Genomic DNA, 17,170 nt, shown 5'->3' with positions numbered 1-17,170 from the left:
GACCCATCGATCGACGCGGTCAGCCCCAGTTGACTTCGAGAATTTCGTAGGCCTTGGCCCCGCCGGGGGCATTGACCTCGATTGAATCGCCTTGCGACTTTCCAATGAGGGCCCTGGCGATGGGGGAAGACAGGGAGATCCGTCCCTGCTTCACATCGGCTTCCTGGTCGCCGACGATCTGATAGGTCTTTTCCTCTTCAGTATCCTCGTCGACGAGCTTTACCGTGGCGCCGAATTTGATCGTGTCGCCCGACATTTTCGTCAGGTCGATGACCTCGGCGCGCGCCGTCAAATCTTCCAGCTCGGAAATCCGGCCCTCGTTGTGGCTCTGGGCTTCCTTGGCTGCGTGATATTCCGCATTTTCCGAAAGGTCGCCATGGGCCCTTGCCTCGGCAATTGCCTCGATGATCCGCGGGCGCTCTTCCTGCTGGCGCCAGCGCAGTTCTTCATTCAGTTTGGCGAAACCGCCCGGTGTCATCGGGACTTTTTCTACCATGTCCTTCTCCGTCATTCTTGGCGCCGAAGCAGCTTGAGAGCCCTGCTTTGGCGCAAAAGAAAACGGCCCCCGAATCTGCAGATCCGGAACCGTTTCATGCGTTAATCGACGCAGTCTAGCAGCAAATGCGCCCAAAAAGCCAGTGTTTTCGCTATTCGACCCAATTCAACCGCAACGAAGGATTGCGTCATGCGGATCGAATGCAATTACGGGCTCTCGGTTAAAAATAACTTTGCAGCGGCCGCACTTCCAGGTTGCCGGCCTTGAGCGCGGCAATGGCCTCTGCCGCGGCCTGAGCCCCGGCCATGGTGGTGAAATAGGGCACCTTCTGCATCAGCGCCGCGCGGCGAAGCGATTTTGAATCCGACATCGCCTTGGCGCCGGAGGTCGTGTTGACGACGAGCTGGATTTCGCGATTGCGGATCGCGTCCTCGACATGCGGGCGCCCTTCGAGGACCTTGTTGATCCGGGTCGCCTTGACGCCGTTTTCGGCAAGGAAGCGCGCCGTGCCTCCGGTCGCCACGATGCTGAAGCCGATCTCGGCCAGCCGCCGCGCCGCAGGCAGGACGAACTGCTTGTCCTCGTCGCGAACCGAGATGAAGACCGCGCCGTCGCGCGGAAGCTCAACGCCGGCGCCGAGCTGCGCCTTGGCGAAGGCGAGCGCATAGTCGGTGTCAAGGCCCATCACCTCGCCAGTGGAGCGCATTTCCGGGCCGAGCAGCGTGTCGACGCCCGGAAAGCGGGCAAACGGGAAGACAGCTTCCTTGACGGCGATATGCGCGAGATTTTTCGTGTCCGGAACCGCGCCGTAGGCGGAGATCGCCGCGTCCAGTTTTTCGCCGGCCATGACCCTGGCTGCGATCTTGGCGACTGGCGCGCCGATGGTCTTGGCGACGAATGGCACGGTGCGGGAGGCGCGCGGATTGACTTCAAGCACGTAGATTTCACCATCCTTGATGGCGTATTGCACATTCATCAGGCCGCCGACATGCAAAGCGAGCGCGAGCCGCCGGGTCTGCCGTTCCAATTCGTCGATGATTTCTCCGGACAGCGAGTGCGCGGGAAGCGAACAGGCGCTGTCGCCGGAATGAATGCCAGCTTCCTCGATATGCTCCATGATTCCTGCGACAAAGACGTCGTTGCCGTCGCACAGGCAGTCGACGTCGACTTCAGTCGCGTTGGACAGGTAGCTGTCGAAAAGCAGCGGATTGGAGCCGAGAAGCGTGTTGATCTGGCCGGTCTTGTCGTTCGGATAACGCGCCTTGATGTCTTCGGGAACGAGTTCCGGAACCGTGCCAAGCAGATAGTTCGAAAGGCTTTGCTCGTCGCGTATGATCTGCATCGCCCGGCCGCCCAGAACGTAGGATGGGCGGACGACCAGCGGATAACCGATTTCGGCGGCGACGAGCCGCGCCTGCTCCACGGAATGGGCTATGCCGTTTTTCGGCTGCAGAAGGTCGAGCCGTGTCAGGAGTTTCTGGAACCGGTCGCGATCTTCCGCGAGATCGATTGCGTCGGGCTCGGTGCCGAGGATTGGAATCCCGGCGCTTTCCAGGGCATTGGCAAGTTTCAGCGGCGTCTGCCCGCCGAACTGGACGATGACGCCATGCAGCGTTCCCTTCTGCTGTTCGATCCTCAGGATCTCCAGCACGTCCTCGACCGTCAGCGGTTCGAAATAGAGCCGGTCGGACGTGTCGTAATCCGTCGAGACAGTTTCCGGGTTGCAATTGACCATGATTGATTCATAGCCGGCGTCTTCCAGCGCGAAGGCCGCGTGACAGCAGCAATAGTCGAACTCGATGCCCTGGCCGATCCGGTTTGGACCGCCGCCGAGGATGACGACCTTCTTGCGGTCGGAAACATCCGCTTCGGATTGCAGCGCGCCTGCAAAGGCCGTTTCGTAGGTCGAATACATGTAGGCGGTCGGCGAGGCGAATTCCGCCGCGCAGGTGTCGATCCGTTTGTAGACCGGGTGCACGTCAAGCCGGTCGCGCAGCCGCGCCACGTTTTTCTCGCGCTGGCCTGTCAGACCCGCCAGCCGGGCGTCGGAAAAGCCCATTGACTTGAGCATCCGCAGATTGTCGGCGTCCTCCGGCAATCCGTGGGCGCGGATATGCGTTTCCATGTCGACGATCGCCTTGAGCTGGCTGAGGAACCAGGGATCGATCTTGCACGCCTGGTGCACCTCTTCGGCGGAGGCGCCCAGCCGGAGCGCCTGCGCGACCATGCGAAGCCGGTCGGGGGTGGGCGTTCCGAGCGCGGCGCGGATTGCGTTCTTGTCATCGCCTTCGCCGAGACCGGGAATGTCGATCTCGTCGAGACCGGTCAGGCCTGTTTCAAGGCCGCGCAGGGCCTTCTGCAGCGATTCGGCGAAGGTGCGGCCGATCGCCATTACCTCGCCGACCGATTTCATCGACGTGGTCAAAAGCGGTTCGGCGCCGGGGAACTTTTCAAAGGCGAAACGGGGAATCTTGGTGACCACATAGTCGATCGACGGTTCGAAAGACGCCGGCGTCGCGCCGCCGGTGATGTCATTGTCGAGTTCGTCGAGCGTATAGCCGACGGCGAGCTTCGCAGCCACCTTGGCGATCGGAAACCCGGTCGCCTTGGAAGCGAGCGCCGAGGAGCGCGAAACGCGCGGGTTCATTTCGATGACGACCAGCCGGCCATCTTCCGGATTGACGGCGAACTGTACGTTCGATCCGCCGGTTTCCACTCCGATCTCGCGCAACACCGCGATCGATGCGTTGCGCATGATCTGGTATTCCTTGTCGGTGAGCGTCAGGGCAGGCGCGACGGTGATGGAATCGCCGGTGTGAACGCCCATCGGATCGACGTTCTCGATGGAGCAGATGATGATGCAATTGTCCGCGCGGTCGCGGACGACTTCCATCTCGAACTCCTTCCAGCCGAGTACGGACTCTTCGATCAGCACTTCCGTGGTCGGCGAGGCGTCAAGGCCCGATTCGACGATCTCGAAATATTCCGAGCGGTTGAAAGCGATGCCGCCGCCGGTTCCGCCGAGCGTAAAGGAGGGCCGGATGATCGCCGGCAGTCCGACATGGTCGAGCGCCTGGGCGGCGATGCCGAGCGCGTGTCCGATATAGTGCTGCTTGCGGTCAGTTTCGTCGAGCTGCCACTCCGTCTCAAGCGCGTCGAGGGCAGCGTCCAGCTGGTCACCCTCAAACTGCTTTCTGAGTTCTTCGCGCTTGGCCTCATGCGCCTTGCGGTCGCGGTCCTTCACTTCCGTTGCATTCGCAAGCATCGAGCGGGGCGTCTCGAGACCGATTTTCGCCATGGCCTCGCGGAACAGCGCCCTGTCTTCGGCCTTGTCGATCGCCTCTGGCTTGGCGCCGATCATCTCGACGTTGTAGCGCTCGAGGATCCCCATGCGCCGCAGCGAAAGAGCGGTGTTGAGCGCGGTCTGCCCGCCCATGGTCGGCAGCAAAGCGTCCGGACGCTCCTTGGCGATGATCTTGGCGACGACCTCGGGCGTGATGGGTTCGATATAGGTCGCATCCGCCAGTTCCGGGTCGGTCATGATCGTCGCCGGATTGGAATTGACGAGGACGACGCGATAGCCTTCTTCCTTCAGCGCCTTGCAGGCCTGGGCGCCGGAATAATCGAATTCACAGGCTTGACCGATGACGATCGGTCCGGCCCCGATTATGAGAATGGACTTTATGTCGTCGCGCTTGGGCATGATTGGTCTTCCGGCAAGCAGTAGCAACGGGGATTGCATGGAATCCGGGTGCGTGCACTGTAGTCATCAATTGAAGGCGAACCGCATCCTCCAGGAGCGTTCTGAGGCGCGCTTATAGGGCAAAGGCGCAGACAGGGAAACCCCGTCTTCCACGGTTTTTCCAAAGGAACTTTACAGGTCAGCAGGCATTTGCCGGATGCGGTTCGTCTGGCGGGGACGACGCCGCCTCGTCGCTCAGTTCGGACGCATCGTATTCGTAAACGCCGTTGGCGATGGCATAGCAGGCCAGAGCGACGGTCAGCGGAATGGTGATCTGCTTTCCATCACGCTTGCCTTTTTCATAGTATTGAATGATGCGTTTCTTCAGGCCAAGAACCCGGGCTGCGTCTTTCTGCTTGAGACCAAGGGACTTTCGCCAGCGTCTGAAGTCATCTGGTGTCAATGTCAATCTTCGCCCTTCTTGTCGTTACTCGAATATTCCTGAAAAATAATGCTTCATTATCAGCTTTGTATGGCATTTTTACATCAGTTCTGAAATGCTGGACGTCGTTGAAATCGAGGGGTGGCGCGATTTTCAATGTAAACTGCGCCGTGAGCCGTATCCAGCCGCAGGACTCCACAGGCGGAACCGTATCCGCCTGGCGGTGTTAACAACCGATGGGCGGCGGCAGGCTCTGTTTCAGACGGGAGACGGTTCGATGCGTTGGAAGGGTCGACGGCAAAGCAGCAATATCGAAGACAGGCGCGGCAGCCGGGGCGGCTTCGGCGGCTCTTCGCGACGCAGTCCAGGCAGGATTCGAATTCCCATTGGCGGATCCGGAACGCGACGCGCCTCCGGCGGCGGCATCTCGCTGATTGTCATTCTTGTCATAGGGTTCTTCATTTTGCGGGCTCTGGGCATAGACCCGGCGGAGCTTCTTGAAGGCGGCGGATCGATGTCTCCGGGCTATCAGCAGGACGGCGGCCAGATCGCCCAGCCCAGGCAGGACGAGATGAGCCAGTTTGTCGCCACAGTGCTTGCGGAGACTGAGGATGTGTGGAAAGGAGTTTTCCAGGCAAACGGCGCCGTGTATCCCGAACCAACGCTGGTCCTGTTCACTGACAGGGTGCGTTCCGCCTGCGGCATGGCCGGCGCGGCGTCCGGACCGTTCTACTGTCCCGGCGACCAGAAGGTCTATATCGATCTTTCATTCTACAATGAGCTGGCGAACCGCTTCGGCGCGTCGGGCGATTTCGCGCAAGCCTATGTTATTGCGCACGAGGTTGGTCATCATGTGCAGAATCTGATCGGCGTCCTGCCCAAGTTCAACCAGATGCGCCAAACCATGAGCGAGACCGAGGCCAACCAAATGTCGGTTCGCGTCGAACTGCAGGCGGATTGCTTCGCTGGCGTCTGGGGACACTTCACCGACCAGAAGGGGCTTCTCGAGAGCGGAGACCTGGAGGAGGCGCTGAACGCGGCCCGGCAGATCGGCGACGACACGCTGCAGCGGCGAAGCCAGGGCTATGTGGTGCCGGACAGCTTCAACCACGGCACCTCGAAACAGCGCATGACCTGGTTCAAACGCGGCTTCGACAGCGGACGGCTGGACAGTTGCGATACGTTCAGCGAGCCCGTGTGATCGCAAACCAGTCTATTCGACCAGCGCAGTCTCGCCGCGCTTCTCGCGGATGAGGTTCAAAAAACGCCGGAACAGATAGTGCGAATCTTGCGGACCCGGCGACGCTTCCGGGTGATGCTGCACGGAGAATATGGGCCTGCCCACGACCTGAAGGCCGCAGTTCGTTCCGTCAAAAAGCGAGGTGTGGGTTTCCTCGACCCCTGCCGGCAGCGAATTTCCATCGACGGCGAAGCCGTGATTCATGGAGACGATCTCCACCTTGCCCGTCGTGTGGTCCTTGACCGGATGATTGGCGCCGTGGTGACCCTGGTGCATCTTGGCGGTTTTGGCGCCAAGCGCCAGCGCCAGAATCTGGTGGCCGAGGCAGATGCCGAAGATCGGTACGTCGCTTTCCATCAGCTTTTGCAGCGTCGGAACGGCGTATTCTCCGGTGGCGGCGGGATCTCCCGGCCCGTTTGACAGGAAGACGCCGTCCGGTTTCAAACCCAGAATATCCTCCGCGGTCGCCGTCGCCGGAACGACGGTGACACGGCATCCGAGACCGGAAAACAGGCGCAATATGTTGCGCTTGACGCCGTAGTCGATCGCCACGATATGGACCGCGCCGTCATCGTCGCCCTCGCCATAGCCTTCGTTCCAGACCCAGGGGCGTTCGATCCAGCGTGACGACTGACCACTGGTCGCGTCCTTCGCAAGGTCCAGTTCGACCAGACCGTGCCATGCGGCGGCGCGCGCCTTCAGGCTTTCGACGTCGAATTCGCCTTGCGGATTGTGTGCGAGCACCGCATTGGGCATGCCGTTGTCGCGAATCCATGCGGTCAGGGCGCGGGTGTCGACGCCGGACATGGCGACGACGCCGCGGGTCGCCAGCCAATCGTTCAGGTGCTGCCGCGAGCGGTAATTTGACGGTTCCGTGATGTCGGCCTTGAAAATCGCGCCGACAGCACCGATATGAGCCGCCGGAGTCAGATCCTCGATATCCTCGTCATTGGCGCCGATGTTGCCGATGTGCGGAAAAGTGAATGTGACGATCTGACCGGCGTAGGACGGGTCAGTCAGGATTTCCTGATAGCCGGTCAATGCGGTGTTGAAACAGACTTCCGCCTCGACCGCGCCGACCGCGCCCAGCCCATGGCCCTCGATGACCATTCCATTTGCGAGCACCAGCAGTGCGGTGGTTTTTTTCTTTGGCCAGGCCGTTGTCATGAACTTTGTCCGTTAGAGCTGCAATCTGCCGCGAGATAAAGGTAAGAGCGGCGATGTTCAAGTCCGCGCCGGCTGTCTCTCAAGGCCGCGCGGAAACTTTGAATTGCCGCCATCGGAACAAAAGTGTTAATGCTGGGAGCCGCCGGCCGACGGCGCGAAGGATCGGAACACCAGTGCCGGAATTTTGCGCGTTGAAATAATAGCAAATAATATCAACTAGTTAGGCGAGTTCAAAACATTTGCAATCGCTATCTCGTCCAACTATGGTGCGCGGCGAAATGCAGGAGAAACTGAATGCGAGACATGTTGACAGCCGCTTTGAAAGACGCGGTGAAGGCAAAAGACACACGTCGGGTTTCTACGATTCGGCTGATTCTTGCTGCCATTAAAGACAGGGATATCGCAAATCGCGGCACTGGCAAAGATCCGGTCAGCGATGAAGAAATCCTGCAGATTCTGTCGAAGATGATCAAGCAGCGCGAGGAATCCGCGCGAATCTACGAAGAGGCGGCGCGCGTGGAACTGGCCGAACAGGAGCGCGAGGAAATGGACGTGATACGCTCCTTTCTTCCCGCGCAACTCTCCGACGAAGCGGTTCAGACGGCCTGTCGCCGGGTGGTGGAGGAGACCGGCGCCCAGGGACTGCGCGATATGGGCAAATGCATGAACACGCTCAAAACGCGGTTTTCCGGCCAGATGGATTTTTCCAAGGCCTCCGGGATGGTCAAGGACATGCTTAAACATTAGGGAGCAGTTTTATTAAACCGGGCCGTCCGCGCGTCTCAGGTCGGCGTCGTACGTCGCCCGGCTGCAAAGTCGGGCGATTTTTTTGAGCGCTGTTGCGGCGGGTTCAATCGGCTTGCAGCTTGTTGACAGAAGTGCGCGGCCTTTTTACAATCTTTGATTGTCTGATCGTTACAAGTTTCAGCGCATTGTCCGTACTAATTTGTGATTGCCATATTATATACATAATAATCGTTTCTTGAGTATTGATGAAAGTTGCGGTTAAGTTTTTCGCGCCGGTTCTCTTGGGGAGATGGCGTTCAGATGCAAGATGATTGCATAGTGGTCTGATTGTGTCGAAGTATGTTTTTTAGTTTTATTAAACCTGTCCATAAATTGTAAGCAGACCAAATATGCCAGCAACAGAGATACTCCAAAACGTCACCAGCAAGTTCGGGACTCTGGAGGATGACGTCGATGTCTCGCGGTTCCTCGAAGGTGTCTCGAAGTATTACGGGTTCGAATTTTATTCGGTTGCCATCATCCCGCAAAACGAGCCGCGTCGATTTCCGCAACACAATCTGGCGACGAACTGGCCTTCGGAACTGATTACTCAGTTTGAGAAAAAGAATCTGATCGACAGTGGTCCGCTGATTTCCATGATCCGAAGCACAAGCGTTCCGTTTGTCTACAATGTCAGTAACAAGCCGGCGGGCGGAGACCTGCTTTCCGGCAGTGAATCCCTGAACGAGCTCCTGCAACGTTACAGCCTTGGATACAGTGCGCTGTTTCCTGTCTGCGATAATCTGGGCAATCGCGCCTGCGTGTCTTTTTCAGGAGAGCGCGAGGATCTGACGACTGCGGAATTCCTGGAACTGTTTCTGATCAGCACATATTTCCAGGACCGAATGAGTTCCATCAACCGGCATCTGGCCGAGGGCAAGGAGTCGCCGCTGTCGCAGCGCGAACTCGAGTGTCTGCGCTGGTCGGCCGAGGGAAAGACCAGCAGCGAGATTTCGCAGATCATGTCGCTGTCCGAACACACGATCAATTATTACCTCGTGAGCGCGGCCAGAAAACTGGACGCCGTCAACCGCATCCAGGCCGTCGCCCAGTCCATCCGCGAAGGATGGATCTGAACTCGATTTTCCGATGGCGCGGACCGCTTTTTTTCTCCTGACTATAGAGGCTCTTTGCCGGCGGCGATTGCGGTGAGCCGTTAGCCAGCCGGGCAATCCGGTTCGTCTTTGTTTGTGACAGGCAAACGCGGACGGACGATGCATTTGTTAATTCCGCGTCGAACTCCAGGCCTGTGTCGCAATGTCGATTTGCGTGGAAAAACTGTCCAAAGTAATACAATTTTAGATTGCTTTTTTGCATATCAATGTGCAATGACCTTCCCAGGTGTTGATCGCATTATCAAGAGGCTTTGAAGGGTGCTTCGGTCAAATATTCGTGGCGCGGCACATATAAAAAACAAATAAAAACAATACAAAGATATGTATCTCCACCGATTTTCGGATATTCATATCAACTCAATATGTTTGTTGCACGGCTTCCCGAGATTCGGAAAGAAATGCAACTAATAGATTTATTATTGCTGTTTGATTTTTACTGAAATGTGAAGTCCATCGGATGTTCTGGTCCGGTTCTCATATTTCAATTTTGTTTTACGAATACGGGCGCACATCAATGTTGGATACGTTCTTCCGCCGGAGTTCTGACGGCAGGTCGGTTTCTTCTTCACATATCTTCCGCGCGGGATCCGCGATCCTTGTATCTTCGCTTTGGATGCTTGTTCTGGCAGGGCCGGCGTCTTCCACGGGAGATGCGAGTTGTTCGACAACCGATTCAGACAATGCGCTGGTTGAAGTATGCACCGGCAAACCCGGATATGTGTATGTTTCGCCATACTACGCCCACGACTCCATCACCGTGACGGTCAAGGATTTGAGCGGGGATTCGCTGACCGGGCACAACGCTTTCACAATTCGCAGTACACCTTTCGACGAAGGAGCCGACGGAGCGGATCTGACTCTGGATTTCAATACCGATCAGGCACAGACGCCTTTCACCGTGACTGTCGCCGAATATTTGGCTTTTGAACTCTATTCCCACGGTGAGGAAGGGGAGTCTCCTTCCAGAAACAAGGGCAGTGGGGAGAGGCGTGGTCATAACGGCGGAGACGGCGGAAAAGGCGGTGATTTGATGATCACCATAAGCGATGTCACGGCCTCTGTGCCCGCAACTGCAATCTGGGCCTACGCCTGGGGCGGCGATGGGGGAAATGGCGCTGAAGGGTGGTCCGACCTCGCATGGGGGTCGTCGAACGGCTATGGCGGGGACGGTGGTACAGGCGGCGCCGGCGGCGACATCACGCTGGATCTGATGAATTTCTCTGCAACGCGCAATAGTCTGTCTAACGAAACATATGATGGTGGCGAACTGCTGGATATCATAAGTCAGGGAGGTCTCGGCGGGGACGGCGGCGCCGCGGAGGCAACGACTCTTTATAGAGCCTATGCCGGAAACGGCGGAAACGGGGGTGACGGAGGCGACATCCAGATTACCGTTTCGGGATATTTCGACATGGAGCCAAATCAGGGAAGTGTCGACGCGATATTCGTTTCTTCAAGCGGAGGAGATGGAGGCGACGGCGGCCACGGCGACGATGCTTATGTTTCCAACGGTGGAGATGCAGGGCGAGGAGGCGATGGCGGCGACGTCGTGTTCGAGGCGGGTGAAGGCGCAACGATCATGGCGTATGTCAACGAAGCAACGCCGATTATTATTCAGTCCGTAGCGGGCGACGGCGGCGACGGAGGAGACTCAACAAATCACGCCGGCAATGCCCATGGCGGCGACGGCGGGTCCGGCGGAGTTGGCGGCGACGTAACGGTTGATCTGACCGCCGCCGACAGTGTGTCGATCTCCACCGGTGAGGCAAGAGGCATTCTTGCGCGCAGTTATGGCGGCGCGGGCGGCGATGGCGGCGACGCAAGCACCACGGTGGGGAAAAGCGGTGGCGGCGACGGCGCCAGTTCGGGCAATGGCGGCGACGTAAAAGTCTATCTGACAGGCGACCTGTACACAGTTGGCAGCGATTCAGATGCGATCGTCGCGCAGAGCGTGGGCGGATTTGCCGGCGACGGAGGCACCGCCACCGGCGTCGTTGCCTACGGGGCCAGTTCAAACAGCGCTGGAACGGGGGGCGCAGTCGAAGTCATTCTGGATGGTGAAACCCTGGAAACCTGGGGCGACCATTCCGACGGCATTTTTGCGCAAAGCGTTGGCGGCGGCGGCGGCAGTGGATCGTCAAGTGACGGGATTGAAACGCTGGGTGGCACAGGGTCTGCCGGAGGGCAGGCCGGCGCCGTTAGCGTCGAGGCATATTCCTCTACGATCACGACCAACTACGCCCGCTCCCGCGGTATCTTCGCACAGAGTATCGGCGGCGGCGGCGGGGACGGCGGAAGCGCCAACGGGATCTACGCCGTCGGCGGGTCCGGCGCACTGGGAGGTTCGGGGTCTACGGTCGACGTCTACAATATTGCTGACATCACGACCTATGGCGAATACTCGGAAGGGATTCTGGCGCAGAGCGTCGGCGGCGGCGGCGGATCGGGCGCCTCGACGAAAGGAATGCTAGCGATTGGCGGTGACGGAGGAGACGGAGCAACCTCCGACGACGTCACGGTCGAAAATGCTGGAACGATCTATACAGGCGGAGATCATTCGGACGCCATTCTTGTTCAGAGCATCGGCGGCAGCGGAGGCAAGGGTTCGAGTTCCACTTCGATCAGCGCCGAATTCTCGCTTGCCATTGCAGGCGATGGCGGCAAGGGCGGCGACGCCGGTGACGCGACCTACACGGACGCCAGTGCGATGGATGCGACAGGCGGCGAATTTTACTATCTCGGCACTGGGGGAGACATGTCCAACGGGCTCGTTGTCCAGAGCGTCGGCGGCGGCGGCGGGCACGGCGGCAACGCGCTTTCGCTTTCGGCCGGCGTGGCGACCGGCGTTTCGGTTGCGCTCAGCGGCGACGGGGCCGGCGGCGGCGATGGCGGAGACGTTCAGGTCGGCATTCAAGGCGGCGTTATTACCAACGGCGATCATTCGATCGGCATCCTGGCGAACAGCACCGGCGGCGCCGGCGGGTCAGCCGGCACCTCAATCGCCGTGGCAAGCAGTGTGGGCGCGCTTACGTTCAATGTCGGTTATAGCGAAAGCGGCGACGGCGGCAATGGCGGCGACGGCGGTGTTGTGACGGTCTGCCGCGGCACCGATACGTCCTATACGAGCAATTGTTCGACTGTGCTTGGAGACAGCACGATCGATGCGGGAAGATTGCAAACATACGGCGATGGCTCTTCCGGCGTCGTCGCGTCCAGTGTCGGCGGCGGTGGCGGCCATTCCGGAACCACGATTTCAGGCTCGGTGGTCAGCACCGGCGCGGTCAATCTGGCCATTGGCGGTGACGGCGGGAACGGCGGAAGCGGCGGCGAGGTGTTCGTCTATTCAAGTGGCAGGATCATTACCCAGGGCATGAGTTCCAGCGGCATCATCGCCAAGAGCGTGGGAGGCAGCGGCGGCGCGGCCTATCTTTCGGCGGCCGTCAGCGGCTTTACGAGCGAGTCCATCAATCTGGCCTTCGCCGGCCAGGGTGGCGACGGCGGAGGTTCAGGCGATGTGACCGTCGTCTCAACTGACTATCAGATATATACAACGGAATCGTTTTCGGCGGGCATCAAAGCGATGAGCCTCGGCGGCGGCGGGGGCGACGGCGGCGTCGCGATATCCGCCAGCGCGATTTCGGCCGGCAGTCTGGGCGTCTCGCTTGGCGGCGATGGCGGCTCAGGGGGCGTGGCGGGTGATGTCAAGGTCGTCGCCACCGGCAATCTCATTGAAACCAATGAAGACATGAGCAGCGGCATCGTCGCGCTGAGTTCGGGTGGTTCCGGCGGGTTCGATTTCAGCGGCGGCGTCGCCAGCGCCGCTTCCGTCAACATCTCCGTCGGCGGGGCCGGAGGCGGAGGTGGCGCTGCAGGGTTCGCATCGGTTGACAACGCTGCTGAAATCAGAACATCGGGTGACTTGTCACCGGGGATTTCGGCATCCAGCGTCGGCGGGAGCGGCGGCCGTGGCGGCGGCTCGATGTCCTCGACATTGGTCTCGCAAGGCAATGCGTCCATTACGCTTGGCGGCGACGGTGGAAACGGCGGCGCCGGCAGCTATGTCGAGGTGACAAATACAGGCGCCGTCAAAACATACGGCTCCCTGTCCGAGGGCATTGTCGCGCAAAGCATCGGCGGTAATGGCGGCGCCGGCGGTTTCGCCGCCGAAGCCGGGATAACAGTCAGTCTGAATCCGGACATCCCGGCCGGCAGCATGGATATCACCGTCGGTGGAGATGGGGGATCAGGCGGCGCCAGCCAGAATGCGGCTGTCTACAACTACGCTGATGTCGTGACCAAGGGCTTTGGTTCGACGGCCATCTTCGCCCAGAGCGTCGGCGGTTCGGGCGGGACCGGCGGGTCAGCCTATTCGGGAACCGCCAATGTCGCCACATCCGGCACAACCGTCAATGTTCAGGTCACTGTCGGTGGAGAAGGCGGCGGCGGCGGAAGCAGCGGCGATGTTGCCGTGACCAACGCCGAGGGCGTCGCCGTGACGACGTCGGGAGACGACAGCCATGCCATTTTCGCGCAGGCGGTCGGCGGCAATGGCGGCCGCGGCGGCAGCGCCTACAATGTGTTGCTCAAGTTGCAGGACGAAAGCGACAACAACGCGAACGTGAGCATTGCAGTCGGCGGCGCGGGCGGCGGAGGCGCGGTTCCGGGCGACGTGTCCGTCGAGAACGATGGTGTCATCACTACGTATGGCGGCCGTTCTTCCGGTATCTATGCCCAGAGCGTGGGCGGCAATGGCGGCTCGGGCGGCAGCGGCGGCAACATCATAGCCGACGCATCGCTTGAATCGGCAAGCGGCGAAGACGATGCTGATGAGGGCAGTTCCGTCAGCGCCTCGGTCAATATCGCCGTGGGCGGATCGGCAGGCGACGGCGCGCTCGCGGGCAAGGTCGAGGTTGCCAACGGCGCCACGGCCACGATCGCGACCAGCGGCATGAACTCGCACGGCATCTTCGCCCATTCGGTCGGCGGCGGCGGCGGAGACGGCGGTTCGGCTTCGAACTATTCGCTGAGCGTGTCGGGCATTTGCGACTTTACGGTCGTGGCGCTCGCCAACGCCAATTGCGATGATGACGACGAGGACTCCGGCTCGACGGAATTTTCCTTCACCGGTCAGTTTGGCGGCTCCGGCGGCGAGGGCGGCCACGGCGAAGACGTGACCGTGACCAATGAGGGCTCGATCGAAACGACGGGACTCGCAAGTCACGCCATTTTTGCTCAATCCGTCGGCGGTGGCGGCGGTTACGGCGGTTCGGCAGCACCTGGCTTCGACACCTTCACGACCAACGAGACGCTGGAGGACATCGACGAGGTCTATGGCGACGCCACGGACGACGATCCATACACCAAGATCACAACCTGGACCGACTATTCGCTGTCCATCGGCGGCAGCGGCGGCGCCGGCGGCGATGGCGGCGACGTCGAGGTCACCAACAGCGCCAGCATCTCGACGAGCGGCAACGGCAGCTACGGCATCTATGCCCAGTCTGTGGGCGGCGGCGGCGGCTCGGCCGGCTCGGCTTCCGGAGAGGACAACCACAGCCTGACGATCGGCGGCGACGGCGAAGCGGCCGGCGACGGCGGCGCCGTTTCGGTGATCAATGAAAGCGGGGCGTCGATAGCAACGGCGGGAGACCGGGCCATCGGCATTTTCGCGCAGTCCATTGGCGGCGGCGGCGGTGATTCTAACTTCGAATTCACTGCCGATGATGTGCTGGCGGCGGTGCAATTTTCCTACACCATCGGCGGCGGCGGCGGCACGGTGCTTGGCGCCCTTGAAGGCGCGGACGGCGATGTGAGCGTCGGCGGCAGCGGACAAGCCTCGGGCGACGGCGGCGATGTGACAGTGACCCACAGCGGTTCAATTTCCACGGCGATGGACACCGACGCAGCGTACAACGTCGCCTCTTTCGGTATCTTCGCCCAGTCGGTCGGCGGCGGCGGCGGCTATGCGGGCTCAGTCCAGTTCGGTCCGTCCGAATACTACGGCACGGGTCTAGACGGCATGTCGACATCCGACGTGTCCAGCTTCGGAGACGGCGGCGACGTTACTGTCACAGTCAATGGCGATATCACTACGGATCGCGGCGCCAGCGTCGGAATCTTCGCCCAGTCTGTTGGCGGCGGCGGCGGCGTTGGAGGTCAGGCTGACGGAACATCCACCCCGGATCCCGAGGTCTATATCGGCAATGGCGGCGGCGACGGAATGGGCGGCACAGTATCGGTCGTCTACGAAAGCGGAACCATCACCACCACCGGCGTCGGGTCTGACGGCATCTTTGCCCAGAGCGCCGGCGGACCTTCCGCAGGCATATCCGGCGCCACCAAGGTTTCGGTGGATGTTTCCGGCGACATAATCGTGTCCGGAAAAGGCGCGCATGGCATTTTCGCCCAGAGCGTCGGCGAGGGCATGGGCAAGATCGCCGTGACGATCGCGGTAGGCGCGACGGTCCAGGGGGGCAAGGCGACGGCTTACGCCGACGGCGAAGACGGCGCCGGCGTCTTTATCAAAAACGGCACCGACGACAACACCCTCGTCAACAATGGCACCATCACATCGGTGCTTGGCGTTGACGGCGTGGCGATCAACGTCAAGGACACCTCGGTGAGCGTCACCAACAACGGCACGATTATAGGCAACTGGCTGAAGGCCTCCGAGATCCACCTGGTGAACCAGTCGGACGGCGAGATCTATGCCGGTGAACTGATGAACGTGGATACGTTTGTGAACCACGGCGTGCTGGAACTTGGCGAAGCGGGCGCCGTGGCTATGTCGACGATCACAGGAAACTTTACGCAGGGCAGCACGGGCAGGATTGTCCTCACCCTTGATCCCGGTCATGAAAATGAACTCCAGCGCCTGGATAATCTCGTCATCAACGGCGACGCCGAAATTCACGGCGTGATTCAGGTGCTTTTGGCCGAAGACTGGTCGCCTGTTGTCGGACAGCAGGTGCTGTCCCTGCTGAGCGTTGAAGGCGCGCTTGTCTATGACGAACTAGAGCTGATCACATCGGCGGTCGGGCAATATGCGCTCGTCGAAGACGCGTTCGGCAACCTGCATCTGCATAGCGATTTACACTTCGCCAATGAGGATATTCTGGCCGAAACGAATTCCAACCAGGAGGAGATCGCCTCGACCCTTCATGCGCTGTATGTCTCTGAACATTACCATGACACAGAGTTCCGACACTTGATCGCTATCGAGAACGCCGAAACCTATGTCGCCGCGCTGGACAGCTTTGGCGCAGAGGTTCTGGTCGACAATCAGGTCGCTAATATTCTTTCCTCTGTCGGTTTTCGGGACGATATGCTCGGCTGCCAAGGTCTCTTCAAGGGAGATTTGCAGGATGACCATTGCGTTTGGGTTTCCTTCGAAGGAGAGAACCTCGAAGGCGGCGCGACTTCCGACAGCCTCGCATACAACCATCATGCCTGGGAGATCGCCGGCGGCGGCGAGCGTGACCTTGACAATGGCTGGACGGTGGGCGGCGGCTTCTCGTTCGAATCGAGTTCGCTGTCGGTCGCCGAGGCGTCGGCCAGCGGCAACGGCCAGCAATTCCGGGTGGGGTTCGCGGCTACTCGTGAGTTCTCGCTGCTCGACCTGTCAGGGATCGTGACCGGAGGCATCGGTTCCTACGACTACGACCGCAATCCGTTCCTTGGCAATCCGTTAAACGCCACCCAGACCATGGGTCTGATCGGCGGCAAGCTGGAAGCGTCGCGCAGGATCGAAATCGGTGACTGGTATGTCCGGCCGCGCGGGGCCATCGGGTTCGACTATCTGTCGACGGGCGACTACAACGAATACGGCGACAACGCCTACGCTCTGCGGATAGAGGGCAGCGACGAGGTCTACACAAACCTGCAGGCTGGCCTGGACATCGGCGCACAGTTTACGCTCGGATCGGGCGTAATCATCCGACCGACAGTATCGGCAGGCGTCACCCAGTTCCTCGGCGACGCATCGCCGAGTGCGACTGCGCAGTTCCAGGCTTCGCCGTCCTATATTCCGGACTTCACGTCGACGGCGAACTTCAACCAGACCTATCTGGATCTTTCGGCTGGCCTGGACGTGCTCGCCACCCGGAACACAGCCGTTCGGGCTCAGGTGGGCGGCAGTTTCTCAGAAACCACCACACGCCTTGGCGGACAGCTCAAATTCTCGGTCAACTTCTGACCTGGGAAGACATGGCGACAAGAGACGCCGGGGCCCTTTGGGAGTCCG

General features: G+C 60.1%; 8 protein-coding genes. 4 read left to right on the top strand and 4 right to left on the bottom strand.

Going from position 1 to position 17,170, the window contains the following annotated elements; all coding sequences use genetic code 11:
• Positions 1 to 19 precede the first annotated feature (19 nt).
• The 3 genes from greA to K1W69_RS16305 all read right to left on the bottom strand — a co-directional run bounded on the left by greA (position 20) and on the right by K1W69_RS16305 (position 4,647).
• A complete protein-coding gene (gene greA, locus K1W69_RS16315; protein ID WP_220229494.1) occupies positions 20 to 496 on the bottom strand; it encodes a transcription elongation factor GreA in 477 nt (158 codons plus the stop codon).
• A gap of 220 nt (positions 497 to 716) precedes the next feature.
• Positions 717 to 4,199, bottom strand: coding sequence for a carbamoyl-phosphate synthase large subunit (gene carB, locus K1W69_RS16310; protein ID WP_220229493.1), 3,483 nt, complete (start codon positions 4,197 to 4,199; stop codon positions 717 to 719).
• Positions 4,200 to 4,377: 178 nt separating this feature from the next.
• Positions 4,378 to 4,647 carry a helix-turn-helix domain-containing protein gene (locus K1W69_RS16305; protein WP_258571148.1) on the bottom strand — a complete coding sequence of 90 codons (270 nt, stop codon included), beginning with the start codon at positions 4,645 to 4,647 and terminating at the stop codon, positions 4,378 to 4,380.
• Positions 4,648 to 4,897: 250 nt separating this feature from the next.
• On the opposite strand from K1W69_RS16305, the gene ypfJ reads away from it, so the two are divergent.
• Positions 4,898 to 5,821, top strand: a complete 924-nt coding sequence (gene ypfJ / locus K1W69_RS16300) for a KPN_02809 family neutral zinc metallopeptidase (RefSeq protein ID WP_220229492.1) — start codon at positions 4,898 to 4,900, stop codon at positions 5,819 to 5,821.
• A 12-nt stretch (positions 5,822 to 5,833) separates the two neighbouring features.
• Here the strand turns inward: ypfJ and carA are convergent, their stop codons facing one another.
• The gene (gene carA, locus K1W69_RS16295) at positions 5,834 to 7,027 is read right to left on the bottom strand and encodes a glutamine-hydrolyzing carbamoyl-phosphate synthase small subunit (protein ID WP_220229491.1); all 1,194 of its coding nucleotides are present in this window, start codon (positions 7,025 to 7,027) and stop codon (positions 5,834 to 5,836) included.
• 294 nt (positions 7,028 to 7,321) lie between these two features.
• Between carA and K1W69_RS16290 the strand changes: the two genes are divergently transcribed.
• The 3 genes from K1W69_RS16290 to K1W69_RS16280 all read left to right on the top strand — a co-directional run bounded on the left by K1W69_RS16290 (position 7,322) and on the right by K1W69_RS16280 (position 17,122).
• The gene (locus K1W69_RS16290) at positions 7,322 to 7,774 is read left to right on the top strand and encodes a GatB/YqeY domain-containing protein (RefSeq protein ID WP_220229490.1); all 453 of its coding nucleotides are present in this window, start codon (positions 7,322 to 7,324) and stop codon (positions 7,772 to 7,774) included.
• A gap of 389 nt (positions 7,775 to 8,163) precedes the next feature.
• Positions 8,164 to 8,889, top strand: coding sequence for a helix-turn-helix transcriptional regulator (locus K1W69_RS16285; protein ID WP_220229489.1), 726 nt, complete (start codon positions 8,164 to 8,166; stop codon positions 8,887 to 8,889).
• Between the two features lie 757 nt (positions 8,890 to 9,646).
• On the top strand, positions 9,647 to 17,122 hold the full coding sequence (locus tag K1W69_RS16280; protein ID WP_220229488.1) for an autotransporter outer membrane beta-barrel domain-containing protein: 7,476 nt from the start codon (positions 9,647 to 9,649) through the stop codon (positions 17,120 to 17,122).
• Positions 17,123 to 17,170: the final 48 nt, after the last annotated feature.

This window comes from Flavimaribacter sediminis (genome assembly GCF_019492055.1).
GTDB lineage: Bacteria > Pseudomonadota > Alphaproteobacteria > Rhizobiales > Rhizobiaceae > Flavimaribacter > Flavimaribacter sediminis.
The sequence above is the reverse complement of the archived record's forward strand: the minus strand, read 5'-3'. Positions and strand labels throughout refer to the sequence as shown.

Excerpts from the sequence above, each read along its gene's own strand:
- K1W69_RS16285 (WP_220229489.1), top strand. The coding sequence starts at position 8,164 with ATGCCAGCAACAGAGATACTCCAAAACGTCACCAGCAAGTTCGGGACT.
- carA (WP_220229491.1), bottom strand. The coding sequence starts at position 7,027 with ATGACAACGGCCTGGCCAAAGAAAAAAACCACCGCACTGCTGGTGCTC.
- carB (WP_220229493.1), bottom strand. The coding sequence starts at position 4,199 with ATGCCCAAGCGCGACGACATAAAGTCCATTCTCATAATCGGGGCCGGA.
- greA (WP_220229494.1), bottom strand. The coding sequence starts at position 496 with ATGGTAGAAAAAGTCCCGATGACACCGGGCGGTTTCGCCAAACTGAAT.
- K1W69_RS16290 (WP_220229490.1), top strand. The coding sequence starts at position 7,322 with ATGCGAGACATGTTGACAGCCGCTTTGAAAGACGCGGTGAAGGCAAAA.
- ypfJ (WP_220229492.1), top strand. The coding sequence starts at position 4,898 with ATGCGTTGGAAGGGTCGACGGCAAAGCAGCAATATCGAAGACAGGCGC.